The sequence below is a fragment of the Achromobacter pulmonis genome (assembly GCF_902859765.1).
Classification (GTDB): domain Bacteria; phylum Pseudomonadota; class Gammaproteobacteria; order Burkholderiales; family Burkholderiaceae_B; genus Achromobacter; species Achromobacter pulmonis.
The window spans coordinates 1-25,362 of the sequence record NZ_CADIJV010000049.1 but is presented as its reverse complement, the minus strand read 5'-3'; the positions used below and the strand labels follow the sequence as shown (position 1 = coordinate 25,362).

The 25,362-nt window shown below is 68.7% G+C and carries 20 protein-coding genes, 3 tRNA genes and 2 pseudogenes; 11 read left to right on the top strand and 14 right to left on the bottom strand.

Annotated elements, in window-relative coordinates; genetic code table 11:
* From HV701_RS26900 to HV701_RS25005, 3 genes and pseudogenes are all read right to left on the bottom strand, one after another.
* Positions 1 to 75, bottom strand: a pseudogene (locus tag HV701_RS26900) (cbb3-type cytochrome oxidase assembly protein CcoS); the annotation flags it as partial.
* 204 nt (positions 76 to 279) lie between these two features.
* Positions 280 to 1,314: a c-type cytochrome gene (locus HV701_RS26895; RefSeq protein ID WP_244957898.1), complete on the bottom strand. Its 1,035-nt coding sequence runs from the start codon at positions 1,312 to 1,314 to the stop codon at positions 280 to 282.
* On the bottom strand, positions 1,311 to 2,027 hold the full coding sequence (locus HV701_RS25005) for a c-type cytochrome (protein ID WP_175135693.1): 717 nt from the start codon (positions 2,025 to 2,027) through the stop codon (positions 1,311 to 1,313). The genes HV701_RS26895 and HV701_RS25005 overlap by 4 nt, the downstream gene beginning before the upstream one ends.
* 291 nt (positions 2,028 to 2,318) lie before the next feature.
* Here HV701_RS25005 and HV701_RS25000 point away from each other — a divergent pair, with 291 nt between their 5' ends.
* Genes HV701_RS25000 through HV701_RS24990 form a run of 3 tightly spaced genes read left to right on the top strand, consistent with a single transcriptional unit; the run spans position 2,319 to position 9,651 of the window.
* Complete coding sequence (locus HV701_RS25000; RefSeq protein WP_175135692.1) at positions 2,319 to 5,090, top strand: ATP-binding protein; 2,772 nt, start codon at positions 2,319 to 2,321, stop codon at positions 5,088 to 5,090.
* The gene (locus HV701_RS24995; protein WP_175135691.1) at positions 5,087 to 6,400 is read left to right on the top strand and encodes an EAL domain-containing response regulator; all 1,314 of its coding nucleotides are present in this window, start codon (positions 5,087 to 5,089) and stop codon (positions 6,398 to 6,400) included. Before HV701_RS25000 ends, HV701_RS24995 begins: the two co-directional genes overlap by 4 nt.
* A gap of 8 nt (positions 6,401 to 6,408) precedes the next feature.
* Entirely contained in the window at positions 6,409 to 9,651 is a 3,243-nt protein-coding gene (locus HV701_RS24990; RefSeq protein WP_244957897.1) for a hybrid sensor histidine kinase/response regulator, read from the top strand.
* A 66-nt stretch (positions 9,652 to 9,717) separates the two neighbouring features.
* Here HV701_RS24990 and HV701_RS24985 read toward each other — a convergent pair whose 3' ends face one another.
* Both HV701_RS24985 and mnmH read right to left on the bottom strand, forming a co-directional pair.
* Complete coding sequence (locus tag HV701_RS24985; RefSeq protein ID WP_175135690.1) at positions 9,718 to 13,065, bottom strand: autotransporter outer membrane beta-barrel domain-containing protein; 3,348 nt, start codon at positions 13,063 to 13,065, stop codon at positions 9,718 to 9,720.
* A 371-nt stretch (positions 13,066 to 13,436) separates the two neighbouring features.
* A complete protein-coding gene (mnmH, locus tag HV701_RS24980) occupies positions 13,437 to 14,480 on the bottom strand; it encodes a tRNA 2-selenouridine(34) synthase MnmH (RefSeq protein ID WP_175135689.1) in 1,044 nt (347 codons plus the stop codon).
* 117 nt (positions 14,481 to 14,597) lie between these two features.
* Here mnmH and HV701_RS24975 point away from each other — a divergent pair, with 117 nt between their 5' ends.
* The 3 genes from HV701_RS24975 to HV701_RS24965 all read left to right on the top strand — a co-directional run bounded on the left by HV701_RS24975 (position 14,598) and on the right by HV701_RS24965 (position 15,784).
* Positions 14,598 to 15,221: a TetR/AcrR family transcriptional regulator gene (locus HV701_RS24975; protein ID WP_217467991.1), complete on the top strand. Its 624-nt coding sequence runs from the start codon at positions 14,598 to 14,600 to the stop codon at positions 15,219 to 15,221.
* Positions 15,222 to 15,441: 220 nt separating this feature from the next.
* Positions 15,442 to 15,518: transfer RNA gene (locus HV701_RS24970), tRNA-Arg, on the top strand.
* Positions 15,519 to 15,707: 189 nt separating this feature from the next.
* A tRNA-Arg gene (locus HV701_RS24965) sits at positions 15,708 to 15,784 on the top strand.
* 190 nt (positions 15,785 to 15,974) lie between these two features.
* Here HV701_RS24965 and HV701_RS24960 read toward each other — a convergent pair.
* Entirely contained in the window at positions 15,975 to 16,244 is a 270-nt protein-coding gene (locus HV701_RS24960) for a DUF3079 domain-containing protein (protein WP_175135687.1), read from the bottom strand.
* A 292-nt stretch (positions 16,245 to 16,536) separates the two neighbouring features.
* Between HV701_RS24960 and HV701_RS24955 the strand changes: the two genes are divergently transcribed.
* A tRNA-Arg gene (locus HV701_RS24955) sits at positions 16,537 to 16,613 on the top strand.
* 193 nt (positions 16,614 to 16,806) lie between these two features.
* Here the strand turns inward: HV701_RS24955 and HV701_RS24950 are convergent.
* Positions 16,807 to 17,013, bottom strand: a complete 207-nt coding sequence (locus HV701_RS24950; protein WP_175135686.1) for a hypothetical protein — start codon at positions 17,011 to 17,013, stop codon at positions 16,807 to 16,809.
* Between the two features lie 167 nt (positions 17,014 to 17,180).
* Positions 17,181 to 17,777, bottom strand: a complete 597-nt coding sequence (locus tag HV701_RS24945; protein WP_175135685.1) for a short chain dehydrogenase — start codon at positions 17,775 to 17,777, stop codon at positions 17,181 to 17,183.
* Positions 17,778 to 17,904: 127 nt separating this feature from the next.
* Here HV701_RS24945 and HV701_RS24940 point away from each other — a divergent pair, with 127 nt between their 5' ends.
* Complete coding sequence (locus HV701_RS24940; RefSeq protein ID WP_175135684.1) at positions 17,905 to 18,813, top strand: LysR family transcriptional regulator; 909 nt, start codon at positions 17,905 to 17,907, stop codon at positions 18,811 to 18,813.
* Positions 18,814 to 18,821: 8 nt separating this feature from the next.
* Here HV701_RS24940 and HV701_RS24935 read toward each other — a convergent pair whose 3' ends face one another.
* Together HV701_RS24935 and HV701_RS24930 are read right to left on the bottom strand one after the other, a co-directional pair.
* Complete coding sequence (locus HV701_RS24935; RefSeq protein ID WP_175135683.1) at positions 18,822 to 19,070, bottom strand: hypothetical protein; 249 nt, start codon at positions 19,068 to 19,070, stop codon at positions 18,822 to 18,824.
* Between the two features lie 88 nt (positions 19,071 to 19,158).
* Entirely contained in the window at positions 19,159 to 19,761 is a 603-nt protein-coding gene (locus HV701_RS24930; protein WP_175135682.1) for a helix-turn-helix domain-containing protein, read from the bottom strand.
* Positions 19,762 to 19,950: 189 nt separating this feature from the next.
* Here HV701_RS24930 and HV701_RS24925 point away from each other — a divergent pair, with 189 nt between their 5' ends.
* Positions 19,951 to 20,541, top strand: coding sequence for a hypothetical protein (locus HV701_RS24925; RefSeq protein ID WP_175135681.1), 591 nt, complete (start codon positions 19,951 to 19,953; stop codon positions 20,539 to 20,541).
* Positions 20,542 to 20,570: 29 nt separating this feature from the next.
* On the opposite strand, the gene HV701_RS24920 is transcribed toward HV701_RS24925, so the two are convergent.
* Entirely contained in the window at positions 20,571 to 21,350 is a 780-nt protein-coding gene (locus HV701_RS24920) for an SIR2 family NAD-dependent protein deacylase (RefSeq protein ID WP_175135680.1), read from the bottom strand.
* Between the two features lie 219 nt (positions 21,351 to 21,569).
* Here HV701_RS24920 and HV701_RS24915 point away from each other — a divergent pair, with 219 nt between their 5' ends.
* On the top strand, positions 21,570 to 22,196 hold the full coding sequence (locus HV701_RS24915) for a cysteine dioxygenase family protein (protein WP_175135679.1): 627 nt from the start codon (positions 21,570 to 21,572) through the stop codon (positions 22,194 to 22,196).
* A 71-nt stretch (positions 22,197 to 22,267) separates the two neighbouring features.
* Positions 22,268 to 23,032: an IclR family transcriptional regulator gene (locus tag HV701_RS24910; RefSeq protein WP_175135678.1), complete on the top strand. Its 765-nt coding sequence runs from the start codon at positions 22,268 to 22,270 to the stop codon at positions 23,030 to 23,032.
* A gap of 31 nt (positions 23,033 to 23,063) precedes the next feature.
* On the opposite strand, the gene HV701_RS24905 is transcribed toward HV701_RS24910, so the two are convergent.
* The 3 genes and pseudogenes from HV701_RS24905 to dtnK form a co-directional block, all read right to left on the bottom strand.
* Entirely contained in the window at positions 23,064 to 23,969 is a 906-nt protein-coding gene (locus HV701_RS24905; protein WP_175135677.1) for a GntR family transcriptional regulator, read from the bottom strand.
* A 4-nt stretch (positions 23,970 to 23,973) separates the two neighbouring features.
* Positions 23,974 to 25,026, bottom strand: coding sequence for a 4-hydroxythreonine-4-phosphate dehydrogenase PdxA (pdxA, locus tag HV701_RS24900; RefSeq protein ID WP_175135676.1), 1,053 nt, complete (start codon positions 25,024 to 25,026; stop codon positions 23,974 to 23,976).
* Positions 25,023 to 25,362 (bottom strand): annotated as a pseudogene (gene dtnK / locus HV701_RS24895) (D-threonate kinase); the annotation flags it as partial. The pseudogene dtnK and the gene pdxA, both read right to left, overlap by 4 nt.

The window sequence follows — 25,362 nt, the reverse complement described above, 5'->3', positions numbered from 1 at the left end:
CGCCCACCACAGCGACACGCCGATGGCCAGCACGAACAGCAGCGACAAGGGCAGCAGCAGGTAGAGGATGGTCATGGCGCGGCCCCCAGCGCATCGCCGGGCGCCTGGCTGTCCGACCAATCGTGGCGCGACAGCCGCCACGAGTTGTACGCCACCGCCAGCGACAGACGCACCAGCGCGTGCCGGCGCTGCTGGCGGTCGGCCTCGGGCAGACGCCGAGGCTGGGCGAAGATCGATTGGTATCGCATGCGGCAGTACGGCTTGACGTCGCCTCCGGTTTTAGCGCCCGGCGCCTTGCGCCAACTTGCCGCCGGACGGCGGCGCGGCGCTTCCGAGCAGGTGGCCGTTGATCTCGATGCCGTACAGCGAATCCTCGGAATCGTGGTACTTGGCGCGAGTCCTGGCCACGGATTCGGTGTAGCGGGGATCTTGGGGGCGTTCATGCGCATTCATGAAGTAGGCCACGTCCCAGGCCTCCTGGTCGCTTAACAGACCCCCACGGCCCAATGGCATGTTGACCTTGATGAACCCGGCGGCGTTCTTTATCTGATGCATGCCGGCGCCCCAGTTGAAGGAGTCGGGCCCCCACAGGGCCGGGAACACCCAATGCGCGCCGTTCTTCTGGCCCTGGCCGTGTTCGCCGTGGCAGACGGCGCAGTTCTGGGCGTAGACCTGGCTACCGCGCAGGTAGTCGGCCTTCCGTGGCGGCGGCGGCAGCTTGGGATAGCCCTGGCCCTTGAGTGGCACACCGGTGGGGGCGTTGCCGGCGAGCCAGAACATGTATGTCTGCAGGGCGATCAGGACCGGATCATCAGCCGCGGGTGGCTTGCCGTTCATGCTGAAGCGGAAACAGCCCTGCAATCGTTCGGCGAGCGTGTTGACGTGGCCGTTCTTGGCGCGATACGCGGGGTACAGCACGTAGGCGGCCCACATTGGCGCGGAGTCAGGACGACGGCCAGCGTCCAGATGGCAACTGGCGCAATTCAGATTGTTGCCGGCGAACTGGGGGGCCTTCTGCGGCGTATGCAGGAAAATCTGCTCGCCCTGGCGGACGGTCTTGCCGAATGCCGTGTCCGGCAGCGAAGCGGCTGTTGGCGGCGCGAAAGCCGCGCGGGTATCCGTGCGCGCGGTGGGCGCCGCGGGAAGGGCCGGCGTTCGAACTGCGGGCGTATCGGCCGCCGGTCGAGGAGGGGACGTTGTCGGATACGCCGGGCCCGCGCGCCGGATCGCGGTGATCAGCACGATGGCGCCCAGAAAAAATAGCGCAAGGACGGCAGCCTGTAGCGGACGGAGGCGGGAGGATGGCGAGATCATGGTTCGGCTTTCGCGGCGTTTGCGGCAAACTGGTCGGCGGCCTTGGGCAGGCCGGCGTAGTAGGCGGACACCGCGTTGATTTCCGCGTCCGTCAAGCGCGTGGCGACGGACGCCATCAGACCCAGCGGACCCGGCGGACGCCGGTTTTCGCGCCACAGGCGCAGTTGTTCCGCGATGTAGGCGGCGGGCTGGCCCGCCAGGCTTGGGAAATGGGCGCCCACACCGATACCGCCAGGGCCGTGGCACTGGTTGCAGGCGGGTACGTTTTTGTCCCAGGCGCCGCGAATGGCGAGCCAGGCGCCGACCTCGTCGGGCTTGGGCGACTGCAGCGCGGTGGCGGCCAACCGGTCGGTGTCCAGGGGCAGGGGCAGCGCGGCGTAGAACTGCGCCACGGCCTCGCGTTGCGCCGGGTCCAGGGTCTTGGCGATGGCCGTCATGACCGGGCTCAGGCGAGAGCCGTTGGCGATGGCCTCGAGCTGGTCTTTCAGATAGGCGGCGCCAGTGCCAGCCAACCGCGGAAAGTTGGCCACTGGATTGCCTTCGCCGTGAGCACCGTGACAGAGCATACAGGCGGGGCCGCCGTTGGCGCCGTGGGTGCTTATCAATGATCCGTCAGGCGCGTCCTGCGCTGCGCCGGGCCGTGTCGAAAGCAGGCAGGAAACGAGAATCGCAACGCCCGCCCGGCGGGCGACGGATAGAAGGCGAGGACGCATGGGGAAAAGCTCCGCCGAAGATTTTGTCGTGACTATATTTCCAAAGACGACGACGTAGAACCGCTACGCCTAAAAGGTAGGACACAAAGATCATGCGGCGCGGACGCCATACTTGCGCCCGCGCATGCCCCAGGCGTGTTCGCGGCGCCGGGGCCGCGGTAAGGCGGTTGAATCGGCCTGCCGCGCTTTGAGAATATTCTTGGTTCGGCCGCGCAAGCTGAAATCTATGATCGCCAGATGATCGTAGACCTCCGTTCCCGGGAAGCGTTGACGGCGGCTCCAGGCCTGCCCATGCTTCTCCTGCACATGTTTGCCGTGGCGCTCACGGCATGCATCCTGGTGGGAACGGCGCTCTACGCGTATTGGTCGTTCAACGGCGAGGTCTCGAAATACCGCCGCCGCATGAATGCCGGCGCCTATAACGCCCAGCTGTATTTCGACCAGCGCGAGGCGCTGCTGCGCTCGGTGGCGGCCTCGGCGGTGCGCAACACCGACCACATGCCGGTCGCGCGCACGCCCAAGACCTTCGGCGCCACCGGCCAGATCAGCGTGACGCCGCTGGTCGACGCCGCCGGCGCCTACGAATGGGCCCTCGTCCTCACGCCGCGCGATCGCGCCAATGTGGCGCAATTGCGCGCCCACATCGTCTATGCGCCGTCTTCCGACGATGTCGTCACGCGCCTGCCGATCCGCGCCGATGGCGGCGCCGCGCCCATGTCCATCGAAACCGCCCGCTGGCTGGCCCAGTCCTTGCGCCTGCGCAACGCGCGGCCGGAGCCGGATGGCCGCACGCCCATCGTCTGGCTGCGCCCGCCCATGGACGAGGCCAATCGGTTGTTCCTCTATACCCCGGCCGACGTCGCCGGCGAGGAACGCACCTGGATCGGCCTGGAGGTCGGCGGCCTGGGCAGCATGGTCGAGGCGGAATGCGCCAGCGACGGCGCCGGCTATGCGTTGTACGACGGCCATGGCGTCATGGCCCTGCATGGCGGCCACCTGCCATCGCGGGTGGACCAGACGCCGGCCCTGCTGTCGCGCGATTCCTTCCGCCTGCGTGGCGACGGTTGGTGGCCGCAGACGCTGGTGCTGGTCAAGTCGGTTGGCGAGGCCGGCTGGCGGCTGGCCTATTACGTGCCCATCGGCGATCTGCTCGAAGACGGCGCCGGCGCGTTCTGGGCCGCGGGCGGCGTGGCCATGGCGCTGATCCTGCTGGTGCTGCTGGCGGTGCGCCATATCCGCGACCGGCTGGTGCGGCCGGCGCGGCGCCAATACGAGGCGCTGGTCGACAGCGTGGCGCTGAACCGCAAGATCGTCGACGTGGCGCCGGTCGGGCTGTGTCTGCTGCGGCGCGCCGATGGCGCGTTGCTGCTGTCGAACACGGCCGCGCGCCAGTGGCTGGGCGAGCAGGACCACTGGCGCCAGGCCCTGTTGCGGGCGGACGCCGGGACCGTGGGCCAGGAGTACACGCTCGCCGATGGCCGCAGCGCCTACGTGGCCTTCGCCGCCACCACCTACCAGTCCGAGGACGTGGTGCTGTGCGGCATCAGCGACATCACTGCCCAGAAGAACGTCGAACGCGCGCTGCGCCAGGCCAAACAGGCGACCGACCGGGCCAGCGAATCCAAGGCGATGTTCTTCGCCACCATCAGCCATGAAATCCGCACGCCGCTCTATGGCATCCTCGGCACGCTCGAACTGCTGGCGTTGACCGGCCTGAGCGACCAGCAGCAGCAATATCTCGGCACCATCCAGCAATCGTCCTCGACCCTGCTGCGCACCATCAACGGCACGCTCGATCTGTCGCGCATCGAGGCCGGCCGCGAAGAGCTCGACATCGGCGCGTTCTCGCCGGCCGATCTGGCCGAACAGGTGATGGCGAACTACGCCGCGCGTGCCCGCGCCAAGGGGCTCGACGTGTACGCGGTCACCGAGGTCGGCATGCCGAAGACGATGCTGGGCGATTCGATCCGCATCCTGCAGATCCTCAACAACCTGGTCAGCAATGCCGTCAAGTTCACCGAGGCCGGCCGGGTGGTGCTGCGGGCCAGCGCCACGGCCGATGGCCCGGGCCGCGCGCACTTGCGGTTCCAGGTGGCCGATACCGGCCCGGGCATCTGCGAAAGCCACCGCGCGCGGCTGTTCGAGCCATACTTCCGCGCCCCTGCGGGCCATGTCAGCGACATCGCCGGCACTGGCCTGGGGCTGACGATCTGCCGGCGCCTGTCCGACCTGATGGGGGGCTCGCTGTCGGTGGTGAGCGAGGAAGGCTTGGGCACCAGCATCTCGTTCTGCCTGACGCTGGAAACCGGCGAAGCGGACGCCGGCCCGCCGGTGACGCTGCGGCGGCTGCCGGTATATGTGGACGGGGCGGTGCCGGAGGTCGTCGACAACGTGCGTGGCTGGCTCGACGCCTGCGGCGCGATCGCGTTGCCCTACCGCCAGGCGGCCGACGGCGCCGAGCCGGACGGGGCGGTGCTGGTGCAGACCTGGCCGCCATCGACGCCAGAGCCGCGCTGGACGCGCCAGCGCGTGCGGGTGCTGGCCCCCGGCGCGCAGCAGGGCGCCTTCATGGCCAATGCCGTCTGCGGCGCGGCCAGCGCCTTCAATCCCGTCAGCATCTGCCGCGCGGTGCAGATGGCGCAGGACGGCGTCGAGCGCGGCGCGCTGGGCGCGGACGGCGCACCGCAGCGGCCGCTCGGGCTGCGGGTGCTGGTGGTCGAGGACAACGTCATCAACCAGCTGATCCTGCGCGAGCAACTCGAACACCTGGGCTGCGTCGCGACCCTGGCCAACAATGGCGACGAGGCATTGCAGCGGTGGCGCGAGCAGCCGTTCGACCTGGTCCTGACCGACCTGAACATGCCCATCGTCAATGGTTATGAACTGACGCGGGCCTTGCGGGACGGCGGCCACGCCGGCCCCATCATCGGCCTGACCTCCAGTTCGGCCGCCGAGATCGCCCAGCGCGGGCTGGCCGCGGGCATGAGCCAGGTGCTGTGCAAGCCCCTGCCTTTCATGGTCTTGGCTCAGACCCTGCGCGGCGTCGCAAAGGACATGACGTGAAACAGCTTTCCGACTACAAAGTGCTGGTCCTGGACGACCACGCCCTGCAATGCCTGCACCTGCGGGACCTGCTGCAGCATGCGGGCTTTGGCCGGGTGGACACGGTCGACAGCGCCGGCGAGGCGCTCGACCGCATCCGCGCCGAGGGCCACCACCTGGTGGTAATGGACATCAGCATGCCGGGCATGGACGGGGTCCAGTTCATCCACGAACTGGCCCGCCTGAACCTGCGGCCGATCCTGGCCGTGGTCACCGCGTGTTCGCGCCGCATGGCCAACAGCGTCGGCCTGATGGCCAAGGAGAACGGCTTTTCGATGCTGGGCGCCTTCGTCAAGCCCGTCACCGGCGAGCAGATCGCCGGCCTGGCCGAACGCCTGCAGCAGCGCGTCCCGCCGCAGGCGGCCGGCGCATCGGCCGACCCGGCCGACAACCGCCACCTGCTGGACCGCGACAGCATCGAATCCGCGCTGCGCGACGGCAGCATCCAGGCATGGTTCCAGCCCAAGAAGTCGCTGGCCTCCGGCGCCATCGTCGGCGCCGAGGCGCTGGTGCGCTGGAAGCACCGCGGCCTGGGCCTGATGCTGCCGGGCTCGTTCCTGCGCACGTTGCGCCAGTACGGTCTCGACCACGAGTTGTTGACGCGCATGCTCGCGGACAGCCTGACGGCCTATCGCGCCTGGCGCCAACGCGGCTTTCGCGTGCCGGTCTCGATCAACCTGCCGGTCAGCCTGCTGGACCGGCCGCAGTTGCCGGACGAGTTGTACGAGCAGGTCGCCCTTGGCGGCATTCCCGCCGAGGACGTAACATTCGAACTCCTGGAAGACGACATGACCGTGACGCCCGGCAATTACTATATGGGCGCGAGCCGGCTGCGGCTGAAGGGATTCGGTCTGTCACAGGACGATTTTGGCAAGGGCTACAGTTCGATGTACAGCCTCATCTCCACGCCGTTTACCGAACTGAAGATCGACCGCGCCTTCGTGCATGGCGTCACCCGCGACGAGGTTCGCGCGGCCGCGCTGGTGGCATCGGTGCAGTTGGGGCGGCAGTTGGGGCTGCAGGTCACGGCCGAGGGCGTCGAGACCATGGAAGACCTGCAATTCCTGCGCCGCATCGGCTGTGACTGCGTGCAGGGATTCCTGATTTCGGCGGCGGTGGATCTGGCGGCGTTCAACGAGCTGCTGGCCAATGAACCCCGCCATGGCGAGCCGCGTCCCTCCGTCCCGCGCGAGCCGGCGGCGGGACGGCGGCGCGGGGTCAACGGGCAACAGGGCCTGTGCGGGGATCCCTTTCGTGTGAACAGGCCCTAGAAGCATCTATGAAACTGGATACGCCGCTCATCAAGGTCATCCGCGCATCCCGCCGCCTGAACATCGCGTTGTTTGGGGCCTTGCCGTTGCTGCTGGCGCTGGGCGGCCTGCTGTACTGGGGAGGCCAGCGCATCCTGCAACAGGAAGAGGAAAAGCTGCGGGTCGACTTTTCCGTTCTGGTCGGCTATATCCACGCTCACGAGAGTGTGCTGCAGGGCCTTTACGCGCAGGGCCTGAGTCCCGACGGCCGGCGCCTGGTGGCGCCCGTGCCCGTCAGCGAGACGAGCGGATTCGACCGCGCTTCGTGGGCATTCTTCAACGGCCAGCACGCCATTGCCGCCATGCCGTTCTCGCTGCTGTGCCAGAGCCCCGACACCTGCCCCGTGAGCAACGGCATCTTCACCGGCATCGGCGGCTACCTGTCGGATTTCTATTCCACCCGCTGGGCGGCGTCGGTGTATCCGGCGGCCCCGCTGTTCGTCATCTCCCCGAGTCAGCAGGTCAGCCTGAGCGTGCCGGCGATTTCCACCGCGTCCGGCTACGAGCCGCTGACCCGGCAGACGTTCCTGTCGGTGGTGGCGACGGTGCAGCAGGCCGCCGGCGGCGCCGATCCCGAGGATCGCTCTGGCAGCGAGGGGCCGCGGGTGGCGTGGCTGCGCGACGCCGACCTGCCGGACTCCGTCATCGGCATGCTGCCGGTGATGCTGCCATTGAACGCGCGCGAGGGTGAACAGGCCAATCGCCGCAATGTCTACGCGGTGTCGCTGTTGAATCGTGGCCGTGTCAGCATCTCCGAGCGTATCCTGAACCAGCCGCTGTATGACCAGTTCTGGCTGCAGCATCGGGATGGCGCCATTCTGTTCGGCAGCGGCGCGCCGCCGCGCGTGGAGACGGCCGGTTTTCATTTCGGCGGCGACGGACTGGTGTTGCGCATCGTCGACAAGACCGGCGCCTGGACCGGTTACTACAAGCTCGACTATGGCAGCTTCTTCCGCGCCAACATGTGGCTGCCGTTGACGGTGCTGCTGATGCTCGCGGTGGGGCTGGCGGCCGGCGCCGGTTACCTGCTCTGGTACAACCGGCGGGTGATCCAGCCGGCCGAGATCGCCCACCTCGACATGGTGGAGAGCGAGGAATTCAACCGTACCGTGCTCGATACGGCGCCGGTGGCGCTGTGCGTGCTGTCGCGCCTCGAAGGCCGGGTGGTGTTCAGCAATGCGCTGGCGAGCCAGTGGCTGGGCTTCGGCGTGGGCGAGCAGCCCCAGGATTCGCCCGAGGCCAACAAGCTGTTGCGCCAGGTGCTGGGCGCCACCCGGCCAGGCACCATCGAGACCTTCCGTACCCATGAGGGGCGGCCGCTGTTCGTCGCCTTCGCGCCGACCCGCTACAAGAAGCAGGACGTGGTGCTGTGTGCCTTCGCCGACATCAGCGCGCGGGCCGAGATGGAGCACACGTTGGCCCAGGCCAAGCAGCAGGCGGATCGCGCCAACGAGGCCAAGTCCACGTTCCTGGCGACCATGAGCCACGAGATCCGCACGCCGCTCTATGGCGTGCTGGGCACGCTCGAAGTGTTGTCCCTGACCGACCTGGACGACGAGCAGCGCCGCCATGTCGATCGCATCCAGGATTCCTCGGTGATCCTGCAACAGCTGATCAGCGACATCCTCGACATCACCAAGATCGAGTCCGGCCAGCTGGCGCTTGAAATGGACGGCTTCGATCCGCGCGAGTTGCTCGAGAACTGCATTGCCTCGTATGCGGGCATGGCCGAGCAGAAAGGACTGGTCATCTACAGCTGCATCGATACCTCGACGCCGGCCTGGGTGGTGGGCGACGGCGGGCGCATCCGCCAGATCCTCAACAACCTGGTCAACAACGCCATCAAGTTCACCGATTCCGGCCATGTGGTGGCGCGCGTGCGCGCCGAGACCCTGCCGGACGCGCGCACCCGTCTGCACTTCCAGGTGGTCGACAGCGGCGTCGGCATCAGCGCCGAAAACCAGGCGTGCCTGTTCGAACCGTTCTATCAGATCGATAGCGGATCGCATCTGGTGCGGGGGGCGGGCATCGGCCTGTCGATCTGCGCCCGTCTTGCGAAATTGATGGGGAGTACCATCCAAGTGACCAGTGAATTGGGCCTGGGCAGCAGTTTCTCGATCGCCATCGAGCTGGACACGGCCGAGCCGCCACCCGGGCCGTCGCCGCGGCTGGAGGGGCTGCGCGTCTATGTGCGCAGCGCGCGCAAGGAGCTCAGCGAGAACATTTGCCAGTGGCTGATCTATTGGGGAGCCCAGGCCAGCATCGCGCCGGCGACCCTGACGCGGGACGAGGCCGGCGACGGCGTACTGGTCGATGTACACATCGCCGGCGATGCGGCGGCGCCGACCGAATGGCCGGGGCCGGTGGTGTCGGCGGGCGGCCGTGACGTGCATGGCACCGCGCTGTACCGGGCCGACCGGCACTATCTCACCAGCATCGGGTTCGCGCTGGAGCGCTGGGCCTGCGGCGATACCGATACCGCGCGCGAAGCCGTTTCGCGGCATTACGCGCCGTTGAACCTGCGCATCCTGGTGGCCGAGGACAACCCGATCAACCAGGTGACGATGTGCGACCAGCTGGAACAGCTGGGCTGCCAGGTGACGCTCGCCCCCGATGGCGCCGAGGCGCTGGCGCAATGGAACATTGGCGCCTTCGACGTGGTGCTGACCGACGTCAACATGCCGCGCATGAACGGCTACGAGCTGGCTGGCGCATTGCGCGCGCAGGGCGTGACGGTGCCCATCATCGGCGTCACGGCCAATGCGCTCAAGGACGAAGAGGCGCGCTGCAAGGCGGCGGGCATGAGCAACTGGCTGGTCAAGCCGATCAAGCTGAGCCTGTTGTGGAACCAACTGCGCGCACATCGGGGCGCGGGCGCACCGGCGGCCAGCCCGGAGATCGCCGCCCCCGCCAATGACGCGCCCGCGCGGGGCGCGCCGCCGATCGTCGGCAAGTATCGCGACGTCTTCCTGCAGACCATGACGCAGGACCTGGCGCGCCTGGAGCAGGCCCATGCCGACGCCGACCTGCGCGACCTGCGCGCGGTGCTGCACCGCATGCGCGGCGGTTTCGCCGCGGTGCAGGCGATGGACCTGTACCAGCAGGCCGAACAGGCCGAGGAGCGCCTGGTCGCCGATGGCCTGAGCGATGCGGCCCAGACCCTGCTCACGGCCTTGCAGGCCGAGCTGCGCAGGACGTTGGCCGAGATCTGAGGCGGGCCGCGCCGGCGTGGCGCCGGGCGGGACGGCAGGGGCTGGCATGGGGCGCGGCGCCTTGCCTTACCAGCGGTAGCTGACGTTGATCATGCCGCCGTAGCCGTGCTGGCTGCCGCTGCCGGTCAGGCCAAAGACATGGCCCGATACCTGCGTCGCCTTGCCGACGCGGCCCTCGGCGCCCACCTTCAATTCGAACGCGTTGCGCGCTGGTTGCGCCTGCAGCGTATTGCTGCCCATGCGCACCGCTGGGTCGGCGCTGTCATGCAGCCAGTTGGCGGCCAGGAAGGGACGCACGGCGGGCTTGCCGGCGGCCGCGGGCGCGGCGTGCGGATAAATCCGCACGCCGACGCGCGACTGCCAGGCGCCGTCGTTGCCGCTACCCATGCGGGTGCCCTGCAGCGTGGCATCGCGCGCGTCATAGCGGCTGTAGAGCAACTGCGCGTTCGGTTCGACCACCAGGGTGTCCAGGGCCGAGCCGGCGGCGAAGGGCTTGAGGGCATAGCCTGCTTCCAGCGAGGCGCTCCAGACGTGGGAGCGATAGCGTACCGAGCCCAGTTCGCTGCTGATCTGGTTGGTGTAGCGGCCGTACTGGATCCAGGTGTCGGCGTAGGCGCCCAGGCGGGTGGCGTCGTTCGCGTAGAAGGTGCCGTAGAGCCCGGCCGAATAGCCCGAGACCTTGCCGCGGGCGCGGGCATGGGTACGTTGGCCGCTGCCGGGCAGGATCAGGGTGGACACCGCGCGGCTGCGCGCGTCGCCGTAACCGCCCATCAGGCCGGCATAGAGGGCGCCCGCGCCGCCGAGCGGCGCCTTGAGCAGATCGCCGCCCAATTGCAGCACTGAACGGTCGGTGTCGACCTCGACGCGGCCCTCCGACATGCGCAGGCCGCTGTCGTGGCGGCCCTGCACCCGGGCCCACAGGCCGCGGCCGCGGCGCGCGTCGGCGTCGTCCTCGTCGCCGGCCGGTACACGGTCATGCAGGCCGTGGTTGAACAGGCGGGTCGCGGCCAGGCGGTTGCCGGCGTAGGCGCCGCTTTCGGGCGACACGTTCTTGAAGCCGCCGCCGGGCAGCATGGGATCGGGCGGGGTCACGGGCGGCGCCGGATCGCGGGGGTCGGGCGGGTCGGTCGGGTCCACCGGGCCGGGCGGGTTGACGGGCGGGGTGTAGTCCGAGGTCAGGTACCAGTCGGGCGCCACGCCGCCGTTGCCGCCGCGCACCAGGCTGTAGTCGTAGCCATTGAGCGAGACGGTGCCGGCGCTGGCGCGGTAGCCGGTGGAGCCGCTGTCCAGGTGGAACGCGTCGGCCGTGGTGGTGCCGCCGTTGATCGTCTGGACCACGCGTATCCCGTAGGTGGTCTGGCCGCCGCTGCCGCCGGCGTTGACGACGCGCAGCGCGGTATTGCCCGAGGCGGTGCCGCCATCGATGACCAGCTTGTCGGTGGGCGAGGCGTCGTCGCCCAGGCGGGTATTGATCACCAGCGTGCCGCCGCCGACGTAGTTGTTGACGGTCAGCGTCTTGAAGCCGCTGGCGCCGGCCGGCGCCGTGAAGGCCACGGTGCCGGCGTTGGCCAGCGTGCCCAGGCGGGAATCGCCACGCACGTTCCAGGTGCTGGCGTTGTCCACTGTCAGGCCGTTGACGCGGCCTGTGCCCCGCTGCACCACGGCGCCGGTCAGCACCGAGCCGTTCTTGAGCGAGACGTCGACGCTGCCGCTGTCGGCCAGCACGTCGCCGGTGAGGCGGGCGTTGGACGCGTCCAGCGTGACTTGTTCGCTTTCGATGACGGCGGTCACGCCGCCGTTGGTGACCGTGACGGCGCGGGAATGCAGTAGCACGCCGCTGTCGATGTCGCCGCCGGCGCGCGCAGTGATGTCCGAGTCCGAGATCAGGAAGGTGTGGCCGCCGCCCGAGGCGAGCAGGCCGGCGCCGTCCTGGGTGTCGATGCGGCTGCCATTGCGCAAGGTGACGGTGTTGCTCAGGCCGGCGCTGGTGAGGTAGCTCCAGATGCCGTTGGCGCTGGCGCCGGTGACGGCAAAGCTGGTGTTGTCCAGCGTGACCGCCGCGCGGTTGCTGACGGCCAGTCCGTTGGCATTGGCGCCACGGGTATTGACCCGGGAGTTGCGCGCCGACAGGCTGGCGCCCGAGCCGCTGGCGAACAGACCATGGGCGGTGTCGCCAAGGGTGTTGATGGTGACGTCTTCCAGCTCGATGGCGGCGCCGCCCATGCGCGCCAGGGCGCCGACGGCGCCATTGCCGGCGGTGTCGATGGTGACCCGGGTGGCCTTGATGGTGGCCGAGCTGCCATATTCGCGCGACAGGTACAGGCCGTGACCGCTGGCATCGCGGGTCTTGATGCGGCCGTCGAGCAGTGTGACCTGGCCAGCCCGGTTGTCCACGCCCAGCAGGGCCGAGGTGATGTCGAAGCCGGTGGCCGAGAAACGCGTGCCGGTGGACGGCAGCCAGACGCCAGTGCCGGAGGGCCCCAGCGCCGAGATCGAGACGTTCTCGATCTCGGCCGAGGTGTCCTTGGCGTTGATGTTGATGCCGTAGTTGTAGCTGCCGGTGGCGGTGAGGGTGGCATTGCGGATCGTGGCGGCCGACGGCGCGCCGCTGCCGGAACTGAGCATCACCGCCGAACCGCCCGCGGTCAGGCTGCCGCCGTCCATCTCGAAGCGGCCGCCTTCGACGCGCGCGCCCATGCCATTGGCGGCGTTGACCTCGGTGTTGCGCAGGGTCACCACGGCGTTGGCGCCGCTGACGCTGACGCCATCGCTGTAATTGCCGGTGGTGGTGATCCTGCTGTCCTGCACGGTGACGCTGCCGCCCGTTTCGGCGGCGGCGCCGGCGGCGTTGTAGGCATTGGTGCTGATGGTCACGTCGTGGGCCACGATGGTCGAGCCTGCGCCCGTCGCCTGCAGGCCGCGGCTGCCGCCGCCGGCAGTGGTGATGCTGCCGCCATCGAGGTCGATGCGGCCGCCGGACTGCGCATAGGCGCCATGCGAGTAGGTGCCCAGGGTGGAGATGGCGCTGCCGCCGACGGTGATCAGGCTGCCCTTGCCGGTGGCCGTCAGTGCGTGGGCGCCCTGGCCGGCGCCGACCGTCTTGATGACGCTGCCGGTCAGCGTCACGCTACCGCCGGCGCTGGCGCGCACGCCAATGGTGTTGGCGCTGCTGGCCGAGCCCGCAGTGATCGTCACGCCATCGCCGCGCGCGCTGTTGCCCGCGACCGATACGTCAAGCGCGGCGCCGTTGCCGGAATGGGTCAGGGTGTCGCCGTTGCCGAGCGTGAGCTGGGTGGCGCCGGACGGATCGTTGACGACCTGCTGGCCGAGTTCGGCGGCCTGCGCGGGATGGACAAATGCCGGCAAGGCGATGGCCAGCAGCCCGAGCATGATGGGGTTGAGCGAACAGTGCATGGTGGGTTCCTTGGCCCTTGGCCTTGGCGTACCCATACACATCGAACATAACCAGACAGAAAGAAGCTGGGGGCGCTGAAGCGTACTAGTGCGTATCGGACAAAGGCGATGACGTGTCAGTAGCTGTCATGGTGCGTTTCGGCGCAGCGGAAAAAAATAAGACGATTCTTAGATGGCCCGCATTGATTTGAAGGAAACGTAACAGGCGCCCGGCCGCATACGTGCCGCGCCGGACAGGCGTGCTTTGGCGCGGACTTCGCGGAAGATTCCCGATACCACGGTGTGGGTCTGGTGCCTGGTCAGCGGGGCGCCAGGCTGGGTGTGCGGCGCCGCCGCGCGTTGCGAGCGGGCTGGGGTCGTGCTGGTGCGCGCTAGCCCAGTGCGGCCAGCAATGCCTGCGCCTGGGCCACCACGTCGGTATCGTTGGGCCGGAACACCACCGGCAGCGCCTGCGCCAGCCGCGTGAAGTGCGCCTGGCTGCTGCGCACGTAGGCGGGGTCGTAGTGCGTGTCGATCAAGGCCCGCGCCAGGTCGGCGCGGCGGTCTTCGTCGACCAGGCGCAGCCAGCCGCCCACCGTGTCGCGGCTGTGCAGGCCGACCAGGCGCAACAACTGGGACTTGAAGCGTTCGGGATCGTCCAACAACTGCGCATAGTCCTGCTGCAGGTAGAGGGCGCGGTCTTCTCGGCTGGCCGTCACCGCGATGCAGGCGCCGCGATGCATCGCCTCGAGCAGCGGGGCGGGCAGGGCCACCGCGCCGATCCTGCGGCTCTCGGCCTCGACGAAGACCGGGCGGTGCGCATCGAGCTCTCGCAGCCGCGCCGCCAGCCGCGTATCGAAGCCCTTCTGCGTCGGCTGCGCCTGACCCGGCCGCGCACCCAGCAGCGAGCCGCGATGCGCCGCCAGGGCTTCCAGGTCGAGCGTTTGCGCGCCCGCTTGCGCCAGGGCGTTCAACAGGCGGGTCTTGCCGCTGCCGGTGGGGCCAGTCAGCACCACGAAGCGCAGCGCCGCCGGCAGCGTGACCAGGGTTTCGAGCGTGGCGCGGCGATAGGTCTTGTAGCCGCCATCGAGCTGGCGCGCGCGCCAGCCGATCATGTTGAACATCACCGTCATCGAGCCGGAGCGCTTGCCGCCGCGCCAGCAATAGATCAACGGACGCCAGCCCTGCGGCCGCGCGGCGAAGGTGGTGTCGAGGTGGCGGGCGATGTTGCGGGCGGCGATGGCGGCGCCCAGGCGGGTGGCCTCGAACGGCGACTCGCGATAGCGCGTGCCGACCAGGGCGCGTTCCTCGTTGTCGAACACCGGCGCGTTCAGGGCGCCGGGGATATGGTCGTCGGCGAACTCGAGCGGCGAGCGCACGTCGATGATGTCGTCGAAATCGTCCAGCCTATCCAGGCCGACAAGCAGGTGTTTCAAGGGATGGCCATCGCGGAATCAATGGCCGATTCTCGCATGTCGCGGCCGTCCGCCCTAGTCCGTGCGCGCGCGAAATTCCCTTAGACTTGTGGCATGGGTGAAATCAGAGTGAAAGCAATGACCGAAAACGCCGCGGCCGGATCCGCGCGCAAGGCGGCGCTGTCCCGCACCAAGCCGCCCGAAGTGCGCCTGGACGAGTTGATGGGCGCCGCGCAGGCGCTGTTCCTGGAGAAAGGCGTCGAGGCCACGACGATCAGCGAGATCACTGAAGCGGCCGGCGTGGCCAAGGGCACGTTCTATGTGTATTTCCCATCCAAGCAGGAGATGCTGGCGGCGCTGGGCCAACGCTATGCGCGGGAGTTCGTCGAACAGCTCGAGCGTGCGGTCGAGGCCTGCGCCGAGGACGATTGGGTCGGGCGCCTGCGCGCCTGGATCCTGGCCAATGTAGCGACGTATCTGCGGACCTACCGCGTCCATGACATCGTCTTCACCCATCCGCATCATCATGCGCGCGAGGGCCATACCGAGAATCTGGTGGTGCGGCAGTTGCAGGGCATCCTGGAGGCCGGCGCGGCGGCCGGGGCCTGGCGCGTCGACAATCCGCGCATGATGGCGCTGCTGATCTACGCCGGCGTGCATTGCGCGACCGACGACGCGATCCTGTCCAAGCTGCCGGACGCCACCGAGTTCGCGCGCGGCGTTGCCGACGCCTATCTGCGCATGCTGGGCGTTGCGGCCTAGGAATGCGCGAGCGGTGGCCGACGCGCGGCGCGCCGCTGGGGCGACGAAGCCCGGGTTCTGCAACGGTATGCGGGCCGAAACAGGCTATAGAAGGCGGCTGGCCGGTAGTCAAGAATAATGAACGGCGGGGGCGAGGCCGCTGCGTTTGTCGTTGCGGTTGGCCGAGGCTTACTTGCGCGATTTTCGAAACAACGCTATGATTCAAGGCTTGCTTTTTCACGCGCCCGTAGCTCAGCTGGATAGAGTACCTGGCTACGAACCAGGGGGTCGTAGGTTCGAATCCTGCCGGGCGCGCCAAGGTTTTTCGGGAATTCGCCGCGCACTGATCATGGTCGGTGTGAAGTAGATTCCAAGAAAAACCCAAGGGAAAAGAGAAAGCGGAAAGAAAGTAAAGTAAGTGTAGAAAGTAACTGCGGAAAGCAACTGCAGAAATAAGTGCAGTGCAGCGGCAAAATTATTCTGATATAATCTTGCCTCTTTACCGGAGCGCCCGTAGCTCAGCTGGATAGAGTACCTGGCTACGAACCAGGGGGTCGTAGGTTCGAATCCTGCCGGGCGCGCCAACTCACTGGATGGTGATCATCAAGAGGGTCGGGTCGGTAAAAGCAGTGCCAATGCAGTGAAAGCAGTGCCAATGGAAAGGCCTTTGATCTCGGATCGAAGGCCTTTTTGTTTTGCTGCGGTTCGATGCTTCGCGGTTCTGTGTTTCGTGCCGCCTGCCGGGGCGGCGTTGCCCGCCTTTTGCGCTGCGCCTCAGCCCGCCATGGCGGCAGGCGTGGCCGCCTTGCCTGTGTCGGTGACGGTATCTTTCCCGGCGTCGTCGTCCAGGCCCGAATTCTCCACCCCCAAACTGTCCCTTCCCCAATCGCCCACGGTGTACCAATCGTCGCCCAGCAGTTCGGCCGGGTGCATGGTGCGATCCGAGCCGTTGCCGCAGGCCAGCGCATCGGTGGGGCAGTAGCGGTCGCAGCCCCAGCAGATGCGCTCGGGATGCTTGGGGTGCAGCGGAAACTTCTTGGTCATGGCGGCGCCTCCTGGGCGCCCGCGGGCATCGCGTGGGCGTGTGCCGGACAAGCCGGGCGGGCGCCGTTTCATGGTGTGCCGCTGGCGGTGCGATGGACTTGCCGCCAGCATGCGGGGAGTGTGGTTCAGCGTAGCGCGCGGCGCGGGCGCGGGGCTTGATATGACGCAAGCCGTGCCGGCGCGTATGGCCGCGCCGCGTATCTGCCCGCCGCTGTGCGCGGCTAGTGCATGCGTCGAGCCGCGCCGATTTGCGGACCTGCGCAGCTTCATGCTATAAACACGCCTCTTTAGCGCGCCCGTAGCTCAGCTGGATAGAGTACCTGGCTACGAACCAGGGGGTCGTAGGTTCGAATCCTGCCGGGCGCGCCACCTCATTCGATGCGCGTCGATTCGTCGGCGCCGGCTGTCGGCAAAGATGCCGACAATAGCGGAGTGGCTGACTGCGGGTTGGCCACGGCGGCTGACAGCAACGCATCACGCATCCTGGCAACGGCCTGGCGATTTTCGCCAGGCCGTTTTCGTTTGCGCATCCGGTTCGGGTAGTTCAGGGCAGGGCCGCCGACTACTTCCGGATGTCCTGGCGCTGGCGCTGATAGTCGTCGTAGGAGGTCGAGGCCGCGCTCATGCAGCGCTGGCGTTCCTGCATGTCGGAGATCCTGCCGCATTCGTTGCGTTGCCAGGCCTGCCCGAAACCATAGGCCTGTTGCGACGAGCAGGCGGTGGCGGAGACGGCGGCGGCCAGGCTGGCGAGGAGGGCGAGATGGCGCATGAGGGGTTCTCCTGGAATGAGGCCGAGTGTACAGCCTGCGATTTGCGCCGCGACCATGAACGCCATCGATATCCGACTCGCCGCTATTGCCGACGCGCCCCCCGCGTCGCGCCGCCGTTCGACGCCTACCGCCAGTTCTATGCGCTGACGGCCTGGCTACGCGGGGGTCACCAGACGCGGTACACGCGGCCGGTCTGCGCGCCTTCGACGCTGCGGCTGTAGGCCAGCGCCACGCGCGCGGCGGGCGCGGCCTCGAAGCCCGGGAAGTAGGGGCCGTAGCCCTCCCAGGATTCGCGCAGCACGGTCGGGCTGACCGAATTGATGCGCGCGTCGCGCAATTCCACGGCGGCGCCGCGCACGAAGCCGTCGATGGCCGAGTTGACGGCGCTGGCGTTGGCGCCGAAGCGTATCGGCTCGTCGCTGACGATGCCGCTGGTCAGCGTGATCGAGCCGCCCTGATTGAGATAGTGCTGGCCGATCAGCGCCAGATCGACCTGGCCCAGCAGCTTGTCGTGCAGGCCGATCCTGAATTGCTCGGCGGTCATCTCCGCCAGCGGGCCGAAGTGCAGGGCGCCGGCGGTGGAGATGATGGCGTCGACCTTGCCGATGCGCTCGAACAGGGCGCGGATGCTGTCGCTGCGGGTGATGTCGACCTGGTACTGGCCCTGGGTCTTGCCGACGGCGATGAGGTCATGGCGTTGGCCGAGTTCGTGGGCCACGGCGCGGCCGATGGTGCCGCTGGCGCCGATAAGAAGGATCTTCATGGGGACTCCTGGTATTCATGGGAGGGGCGCGGACGGGGCGTTCGCGCATGAAAGCATTCTGCGGATTCCATTCCTGTGGAAAAATCCGGGAATGGTTGGAACACTTCATACCCAGGGTGCGTAATTCATGGATCGTCTTCTCAGCATGGAGGTCTTCGTGGCGGTGGTCGAGCTGGGCAGCTTGACGGCGGCGGCCGCGCGCCACGAGATGTCGGCGGCCATGGCGGCCAAGCACATCAAGGGCCTGGAGGCGCGGCTGGGGCTGCGGCTGATGAACCGCACCACGCGGCGCCAGAGCCTGACCGAAGCGGGCCAGGCCTACTACGCGCGCTGCAAGACGATCCTGGCGGATATCCGCGAGGCCGAGCAGGGCGCGGAGGCCCTGCGTGTGGCGCCACGCGGTACCCTGCGCATCACGTCGACGGTCTCGTTCGGCTCGTTCGCGCTGGCGCCGGCGATTGCCGAATACCTCGACCGCTATCCGGACGTGAGCGTGGAGCTGGCGTTGAGCGACGTCGTCGAGGACCTGGTGGCCTCGCGCTATGACCTGGCGGTGCGCATCGGCGAGCCGCGCGATTCGGGCCTGGTGGCGCGCCGCATCGGCAGTTACCAGATGATCATCTGCGCGTCTCCGACCTATCTGGCGCGTCATGGCACGCCCGCGACGCCGGCCGACCTCGCTGGCCACCAGTGCCTGGATTTTTCCCATTGGAGCCGGCGCACCGGCTGGCGCCTGGGCGATGGCGAGGATGAGGGCGGGCAGGCCGGCTATCCGCCAACCAGCCGCTTCCTTGCCAATAACGGCCAGGCGCTCAGGCAGGCGGCATTGGCCGGATTCGGCATTGTGCTGCAACCCGAACTGCTGCTGGCCGAGGACGTGCGCGCCGGCCGGCTGACGCCGATCCTGCGGCCCTACTGGCCAGCGGCGCGGCCGGTCACGCTGCTGTACCCGAAGGACAGGCAGGCATTACCCAAGCTCACGACGTTCGTGGAATTCGTCGTGGCGCGGTTCTCGGCGAAAACGGCGCGAAGGTGAGAGGGGCGTCAGGCGCGTCGTCGGTCCACCGCCGTCAGGTTCAAGCCGCTCTTGAGCAATTGGTAGGCCTGTCCGCCCAGCCAGGCGACTTTCTCGCCGGAGCTGGTGCGGCAGACGCAATGCGTCTTGGGATCGAAGCGGGATGTGCCCAACGCGGAATAGGCGTCGGGGTCCGACACGAATCGTTCGATGCGATAAAGCGTGCCGTCGGGGGCGGTGGCCAGGACATCGGTCAATCGTCTTGCGGTTCCGAGCATTTTGGATACCTCCCATGCGCGGGCCGTTTTTTGCGCGGCGCCATAGTTGTTCGAACACATCATCAGGCTGGGCGGCGATGGCCCGGCGTCAATGAAAGTGTCCTCCTAACGATGCATCATCGAGTTGGTCGGGCGTCACTCCCAGGGCTGCCGAAATCCGATCCAGGATGATCTGGCGGGGCCGCGGGCGGGGCCTTTCCAATTCGATGTAGATGGAGTGGTCCACTCCCAGCCGGGCAGCCATGTCAGCGGTGCTGATGTTCAGGTGCTCGCGCCAGGCGCGTATCAGGCTCCAATCGTTGCCGGTTTTTAGACTTGCTACAGCTGATGGTACGACGTTTTTTGGTCCCGTGGGCGGTTGGGGCGCGCTTTCGGGGCGGCAGGCGTCGCGCAGGGTATTGCAGGCCTGGGCATCGCCGCCGGCGTCGGCCGGTGGCGGCGCGGCGCTTTGCTCGGCGGTGAAGATCGTGCCGCCATTGACCTGGCGATACCGGTTCTCGCCAATCCAGGCGAGCGCCTCGCCGTTGTCGAGCATGCATTCGCAATCCAGGTGGTAGTTACTGGGAATGCTCTCGAGCTTGGCGATGGTTTCCGTGGTTGTGGCGTGGCGCACCACGCGGTGCAGCACACCGTCGGGCGAACGCACGAACACGTCGGGAAGTCTCCAGGAAAACGGAATGATGATCTCCACGCCTGCAATGGTTTGATGCCACTGTATCCCGCTGCTTACGCGATGGGATGTGGGGTTTCCCCTGCATCGCGCGCGTTTGTCGATGGTAGATCCGATCGCCGCAAACATCTTCACAAATCTTCACGCGATCACTGTTGCGGCGCGAGCGCGCGGCGGCAAGATGGCGGATTCCCTGCAGGAGTCGCCGCGATGTTTTCCTCCGTGACGACAGCCGCGCCGCGGGCGCGCGCCATGGCGTGGACGGCGCTGGGATTGTCGTGTGCCTTGCACGGGGCGGTTGCGTGGTTGTTGTGGCGCGGCGCACCCGAGCACGCGGTGAAGCCGGCGCGGCATGACGATTTGTTCGTGGACCTGCTGCCGGCGCCATTGGCGCGGGCCGAGGCGCCGGTGCCGGTATTGCCGCTGACGCGGCCGGCCGGGGCGCAATCCGGGCCACCGGCGCCGGCATCCTCGTTGATGCCGGCCGGCACTGCGTCGGCGCGGCGGCCGGGCGCATCTCCGCGCCAGTCCGCCTCCGCGCCATCGGCCAAGTCAGCGGCGACGCCAGCGCGCGATTTCCGCTGGCGTCCCGAGGACGCGGCCGCGCTGGGAATGCCGCATGCGCAAGGCGAGCCGCGCGTGCGCCTGGCGCCCAGGGCGGCGCCACAACCGTCGGCATTGGCTCAAGGTATCGCGCGCAGCGCGCGGGCGTCATGCCGTGACGCGCATGCGAACCTGGGATTGCTGGCCGCGCCATTACTGCTGGTCGATGCGTTGCGCGATGACGGCTGCAAGTGGTGAGGCGGGGCGCTGGCGCGAGCGCGCGGCGGTCAGAAACCGGCCGCCGCCAGCAAGCGTGGCAGGAGTCCGGCGGCCGCGCCGCGCAGGTTGAAATGGGCATGCGGGTCCAGCGGCGTGGCGGCGGGATTGACCTGGGCCACCGTGGCCCCGGCGCGCAAGGCGCGCAGCGGCAATTCGGCGGCGGGATGGACCAGGGCCGAGGTGCCGATGCTGAGAAACAGATCGCAGTCGCCAGCGGCCGCCAGCGCGGTCTGCCAGGCGTCGGCGGGCAGGCTTTCGCCGAACCAGACGACGCCGGGCCGAATCGGCGCGCCGCAGTGCAGGCACGCGGGGGGCGCGAGCGCGCGGCCGGCAGCCGGTTCGTCCTCTGGTGCATTTTCTGGCGCGGCGGCGGCGCGCCGCCCGCAGGCGCTGCAGCGCGGCGCGTGCAGACTGCCATGCAGATGGACCACGCTGCCGCTGCCGGCGCGCTCATGCAGATCGTCGACGTTCTGCGTGACCAGCGTCATCGCGGGCACCTGCCGCGCCAGCGCGGCGATGGCGTGATGGGCCGCGTTCGGCTGGGCACGCGCCACCTGGGCGCGGCGCCATTCATACCAACCCCACACCAGATCGGGCTGCGCCGCAAAGGCCTGCGGGGTGGCGAGCGCGCGCGCGTCGAAGCGCGCCCACAAGCCGGTCAGGGGATCGCGGAACGTGGCGATGCCGCTTTCGGCGGACACGCCGGCTCCGGTGAAGACGAGCACGTGCCGCGCCCGCGCCAAGGTGTCGGCGAGCGCGGGCGGGATGGGAGCAAGATCGGTGTGCATGCCTGGCCGGCGATGATGAGCGAGTCCGTTACGCTGCCCGCGCGGACCCGGTGCTGTCAAGCGCGGCGTGGCGCCGCTGGCGGGACACGGGTCGGGCGCGGGCCGGGGCGCGCCGATGTCGATTGCGATGACCGTCCCAAATCGTGGATACTGGAATGCCAAATTGGGACTACCAAGGGTCAGGCCCGCCGTGGGCCGCCCCCGATCCGGAGACATGCAATGCCCGAAGCCCTTGCCGGCCTGGACCGCCTGCGTCATTTCATCGCGACCGCGACCCGCCTGGCCACGCCCGCCGGGCTGGCGCAATCGCCCGACCTGCAGGCGGCGTTCGCGGCCCTGATCGCGCACGACGACTGGCTGCCCGAGGCCTGTACCGTGCCGCATCCGCAGTACTACCAGCAATACCTGCTGCATTGCGATCCGCTGGAGCGATTTTCGATCGTCAGCTTCGTGTGGGGCCCGGGGCAGCAGACGCCGGTGCATGACCACGAGGTGTGGGGCTATGTCGGCATGCTGCGCGGCGCGGAGGTGAACCAGCGCTATGCGCGCGATGCCGATGGCAGGCTGGCGCCGCGTGGCGGACCCGAGACGCTGCGGCCCGGCGATGTCGAGCGGCTGTCGCCGCAAGAGGGCGACATCCATCGCGTTTCCAACGCCTTCGACGACCGGGTGTCGATCAGCGTGCACATGTATGGCGGCAATATCGGCGCGGTCTCGCGCCATGTCTATGATCCGGCGACGGGACTGGCCAAGCCTTTCGTGTCGGGGTATTCGGGCGCCGCCGTGCCCAATCTGTGGGACCGCTCGGCGGCGGTGCGCGCGTGCCTGCCGGCCCAGGCCGCGTGAGGCGCCCGCGGGCCTGTTCGCGGCGCGCGCGCCATGCTATGTTCGTGTCCTAAATATTGGGAAACCAGGACATGGACAAGACATTGCTCAAGGGGCTGATGGTGCTGGAGGCGGTCACCGACGTCGATAATCCGCCGCGCACCATCGATGCGCTGGCCGCGCGCGTCGGGCTGACGCGCAGCAATACCCACCGCACGCTGCAAACCCTGATCCACGCCGGCTATGTCGTGCGCGACGACGACGGCGGCGGCTATCGTGGCGCGGTGCGGCTGTTCGAGCTGGCGGCGCGCCAGCTGGGCCAGTTGGACCTGCGCAAGCTGGCCGCGCCTTTCATGCGCGCGCTGGCCGACCAGACCGGCGAGACCGTGCATCTGTCGGTGCTGGACGGCTTCGATGTGGTGTACGTCGACAAGATCGACAGCCCGCAGCCGATCCGTGCCTATTCCATGGTGGGCGGGCGCGCCCCGGCCTACACGGTGGCCACCGGCAAGGCGCTGCTGGCTTATCAGGCCGAGGGCTATATCGAGCGCTATGCCGACAAGCTGACGCGGCATACGCCGGCAACGCTGGTTTCGATGCCTTTGCTCAAGGAGGAACTGCGCAAGGTGGTGCGCGCGGGCTATGCGATCAATCGCGGCGAATGGCGCGAAGGGGTGGGCGGGCTGGCGGTGACGCTGTTCAACAGCCTGGACCAGCCGGTGGCGGCGGTCGGCATCTCGGGGCCGCTGGACCGCTTGAGCGCGGCGCGCATGAAGCAGCTGGCGCCGGAAGTGGCCGCCTGCGCCCAGGCCATTTCGCGGGGCCTGGGGTACCGGCGCGGCTTTCTGGGCGAATAAGCGCCGCGCCGGCCCGTGGGCGGGCGCCAGTCTAGCCGCGGTCGCCGGCGCGCAGCCGCGCCAGTTCGGCGGAAAGTTCGGCCACCAGTGCCTGGGCCCGCGCCAGCGGGTCGGGGCCGGTGGCCGGGGCCGCAGCGGGGGCGCCGGCGGCGGGCGTATCGCGCAGGCGCGGCTGCACGTTTTCGTGGCCCACGCTGACATCGACATCGAACACCAGCTGTTCGGCGCGATGCCAGGTGCTGAACCATTCCAGGGGCCGGCCATGCTGGTCCATGCCCTGTCCCTCGAGCATCAGCAAGGGCGTGCCCGCCGCCACCTGCAGCAGGCCGGCCAGGGCGGCATCGGCCGCCACGGCCCGGATCTGGTTGCGGCCGGCGCCGGGATGCAGGCCGAATCGCCGCGTCAGCACGCCGTGCAGCGAAGCGTTGGTGAGTTCGTCGGCGCGCAGTCCGGGCACGGCGGTGGCCGGCAGCCAGGTGCGGACGTAGGCCAGCGGCGCGTCGGCAACATGGCGCACCCGTTCCAGCAGCAGCAGGTCGCTGCTGCCGAAGAACTCGGCCACCGCCTTGGGCGGCTCGGCCGGCGCCAGGTCCAGCACGCGCGTCTTGAGGGTCACGCCGGATTGCGCGAACTGCTCGTACAGGCCGGTGGAGCGCTGCACCAGGCGGCGGTGTTCGCGGGGCGCGGCGACCATCGCCGGGCGCCCGGCCTCGCGCTGGATCAGTCCTTCGGCCGCCAGCGCCGAGAGCGCCTGCCGCACCACGCTGCGGGCCACGCCGAAGTGATCGCACAGCGTCGCCTCGCTGGGCAGCAAGGCGCCTGCGCCGAGCTTGCGGCTGCGGATGTAGCCGCGCAACAGCGCCGCCACCTGGGCATGCAATGGCACCTCGCCGGAACGGTCCAGCGCGGGCAGATCTTCAGCGTTGGCGGGCGCCATGGAATCAACCTCCTGTTTGAGCCCGCGCAGTTTCCCATACATGCGTCCAGCCGGGTGCCAGATGCGCGGCGCGCTCGGCGGCCAGGATCAGACTGTCTTCGCGGGCGATGCCCTGGCCCGCGATGTCGAACGCGGTGCCGTGATCGACCGACACGCGCACCACCGGCAGGCCGACGGTGATGTTAACGCCGTCGTCGCCATAGACGGCCTTGAAGGGGGCGTGGCCCTGGTCGTGGTAACAGGCGATCACGAACTGCCACTTGCCGCGCACCGCCTGCGGGAACAGGGCGTCGGCCGGGATCGGACCGGCCGCCAGGATGCCGGCGGCATTGGCCTCGGCCACGGCGGGGGCCAGGATGTCGGCGTCTTCGGTACCGAAGATGCCGTTCTCGCCGGCGTGCGGATTCAGGCCCGAGACGGCCACCGGGCGGTCGCCGCGGCCCAGGGCCTTGGCGAACGAGCCGGCCAGGCGCAGCACCGCGCGCACGCGCGCCGGGGTCAGGTCTTCGATGGCCTGGCGCAGCGACACGTGGGTGGTGGCGTGGAAGATGTAGAGGTCGCCCGCCGAGAGCACCAGCGAGAAGGTCTTGACGCCGAATTCGTGCGCCAGCAGTTCGGTGTGGCCGGGCCATTTGTGGCCGGCGGCGTGCATGGCGGCCTTGTTCAGCGGGGCGGTGACGATGCCGTCGACTTCGCCGGCGCGCGCCAGGGCGCAGGCGGTGGTGACAAAGCGCACCGAGCCGTCGCCGGCGTCGGCGCTGATCTCGCCGAGCTTGACGTGGCCCAGCGAGGGGCCGGCCTGCAGCACTTCGATGGTGCCGGGCGCATTGCTGGCGTCGGCGGGGCGTTCGACGCGGCGCACGATGGCGGGGTCGCCGCCGAGGCCGCGCACCGCATTGGCCATCACGTCGACGTCGCCAATCACGACCAGGCGCGCCTTCTGGCGCAGTTCGTCATGGCCCATCAGCATCTTGGCCGTGATCTCCGGCCCGATGCCGGCCACGTCGCCGAGGGTCACGGCCAAGAGCGGCAGCTTGGGGGCGGGGGTTTGTGTCATCGCTTGAATCTCCTGTCGCGGATCGCGCGCACGGCGCGAACCAGTACGTCTTCGGCGCCAAAGCCGCCGGCCTTGGTCACCACGGGCAGGCCGTCGGCCGTACCCCCGGTCAGCGTGCCCAGAGGCACGCCGCCCATTACTTCGTCCACCAGGGCGATGCCGCTGGCGCCTAGCGCCAGCAGCACCTGGCGCGCGCCGTCGCCGCCGGTGGCGACCACGCCCGCGGCGCGCGAGGCGCCGATGGCCTGCGCCGCCAGGGCGCCGAGGCGCCGCGCTACGGTGTCGGAATCGAGTCCTTCGCGCTGGCCGGCCGGCGCCAGCAACAGCAGCGTGCCG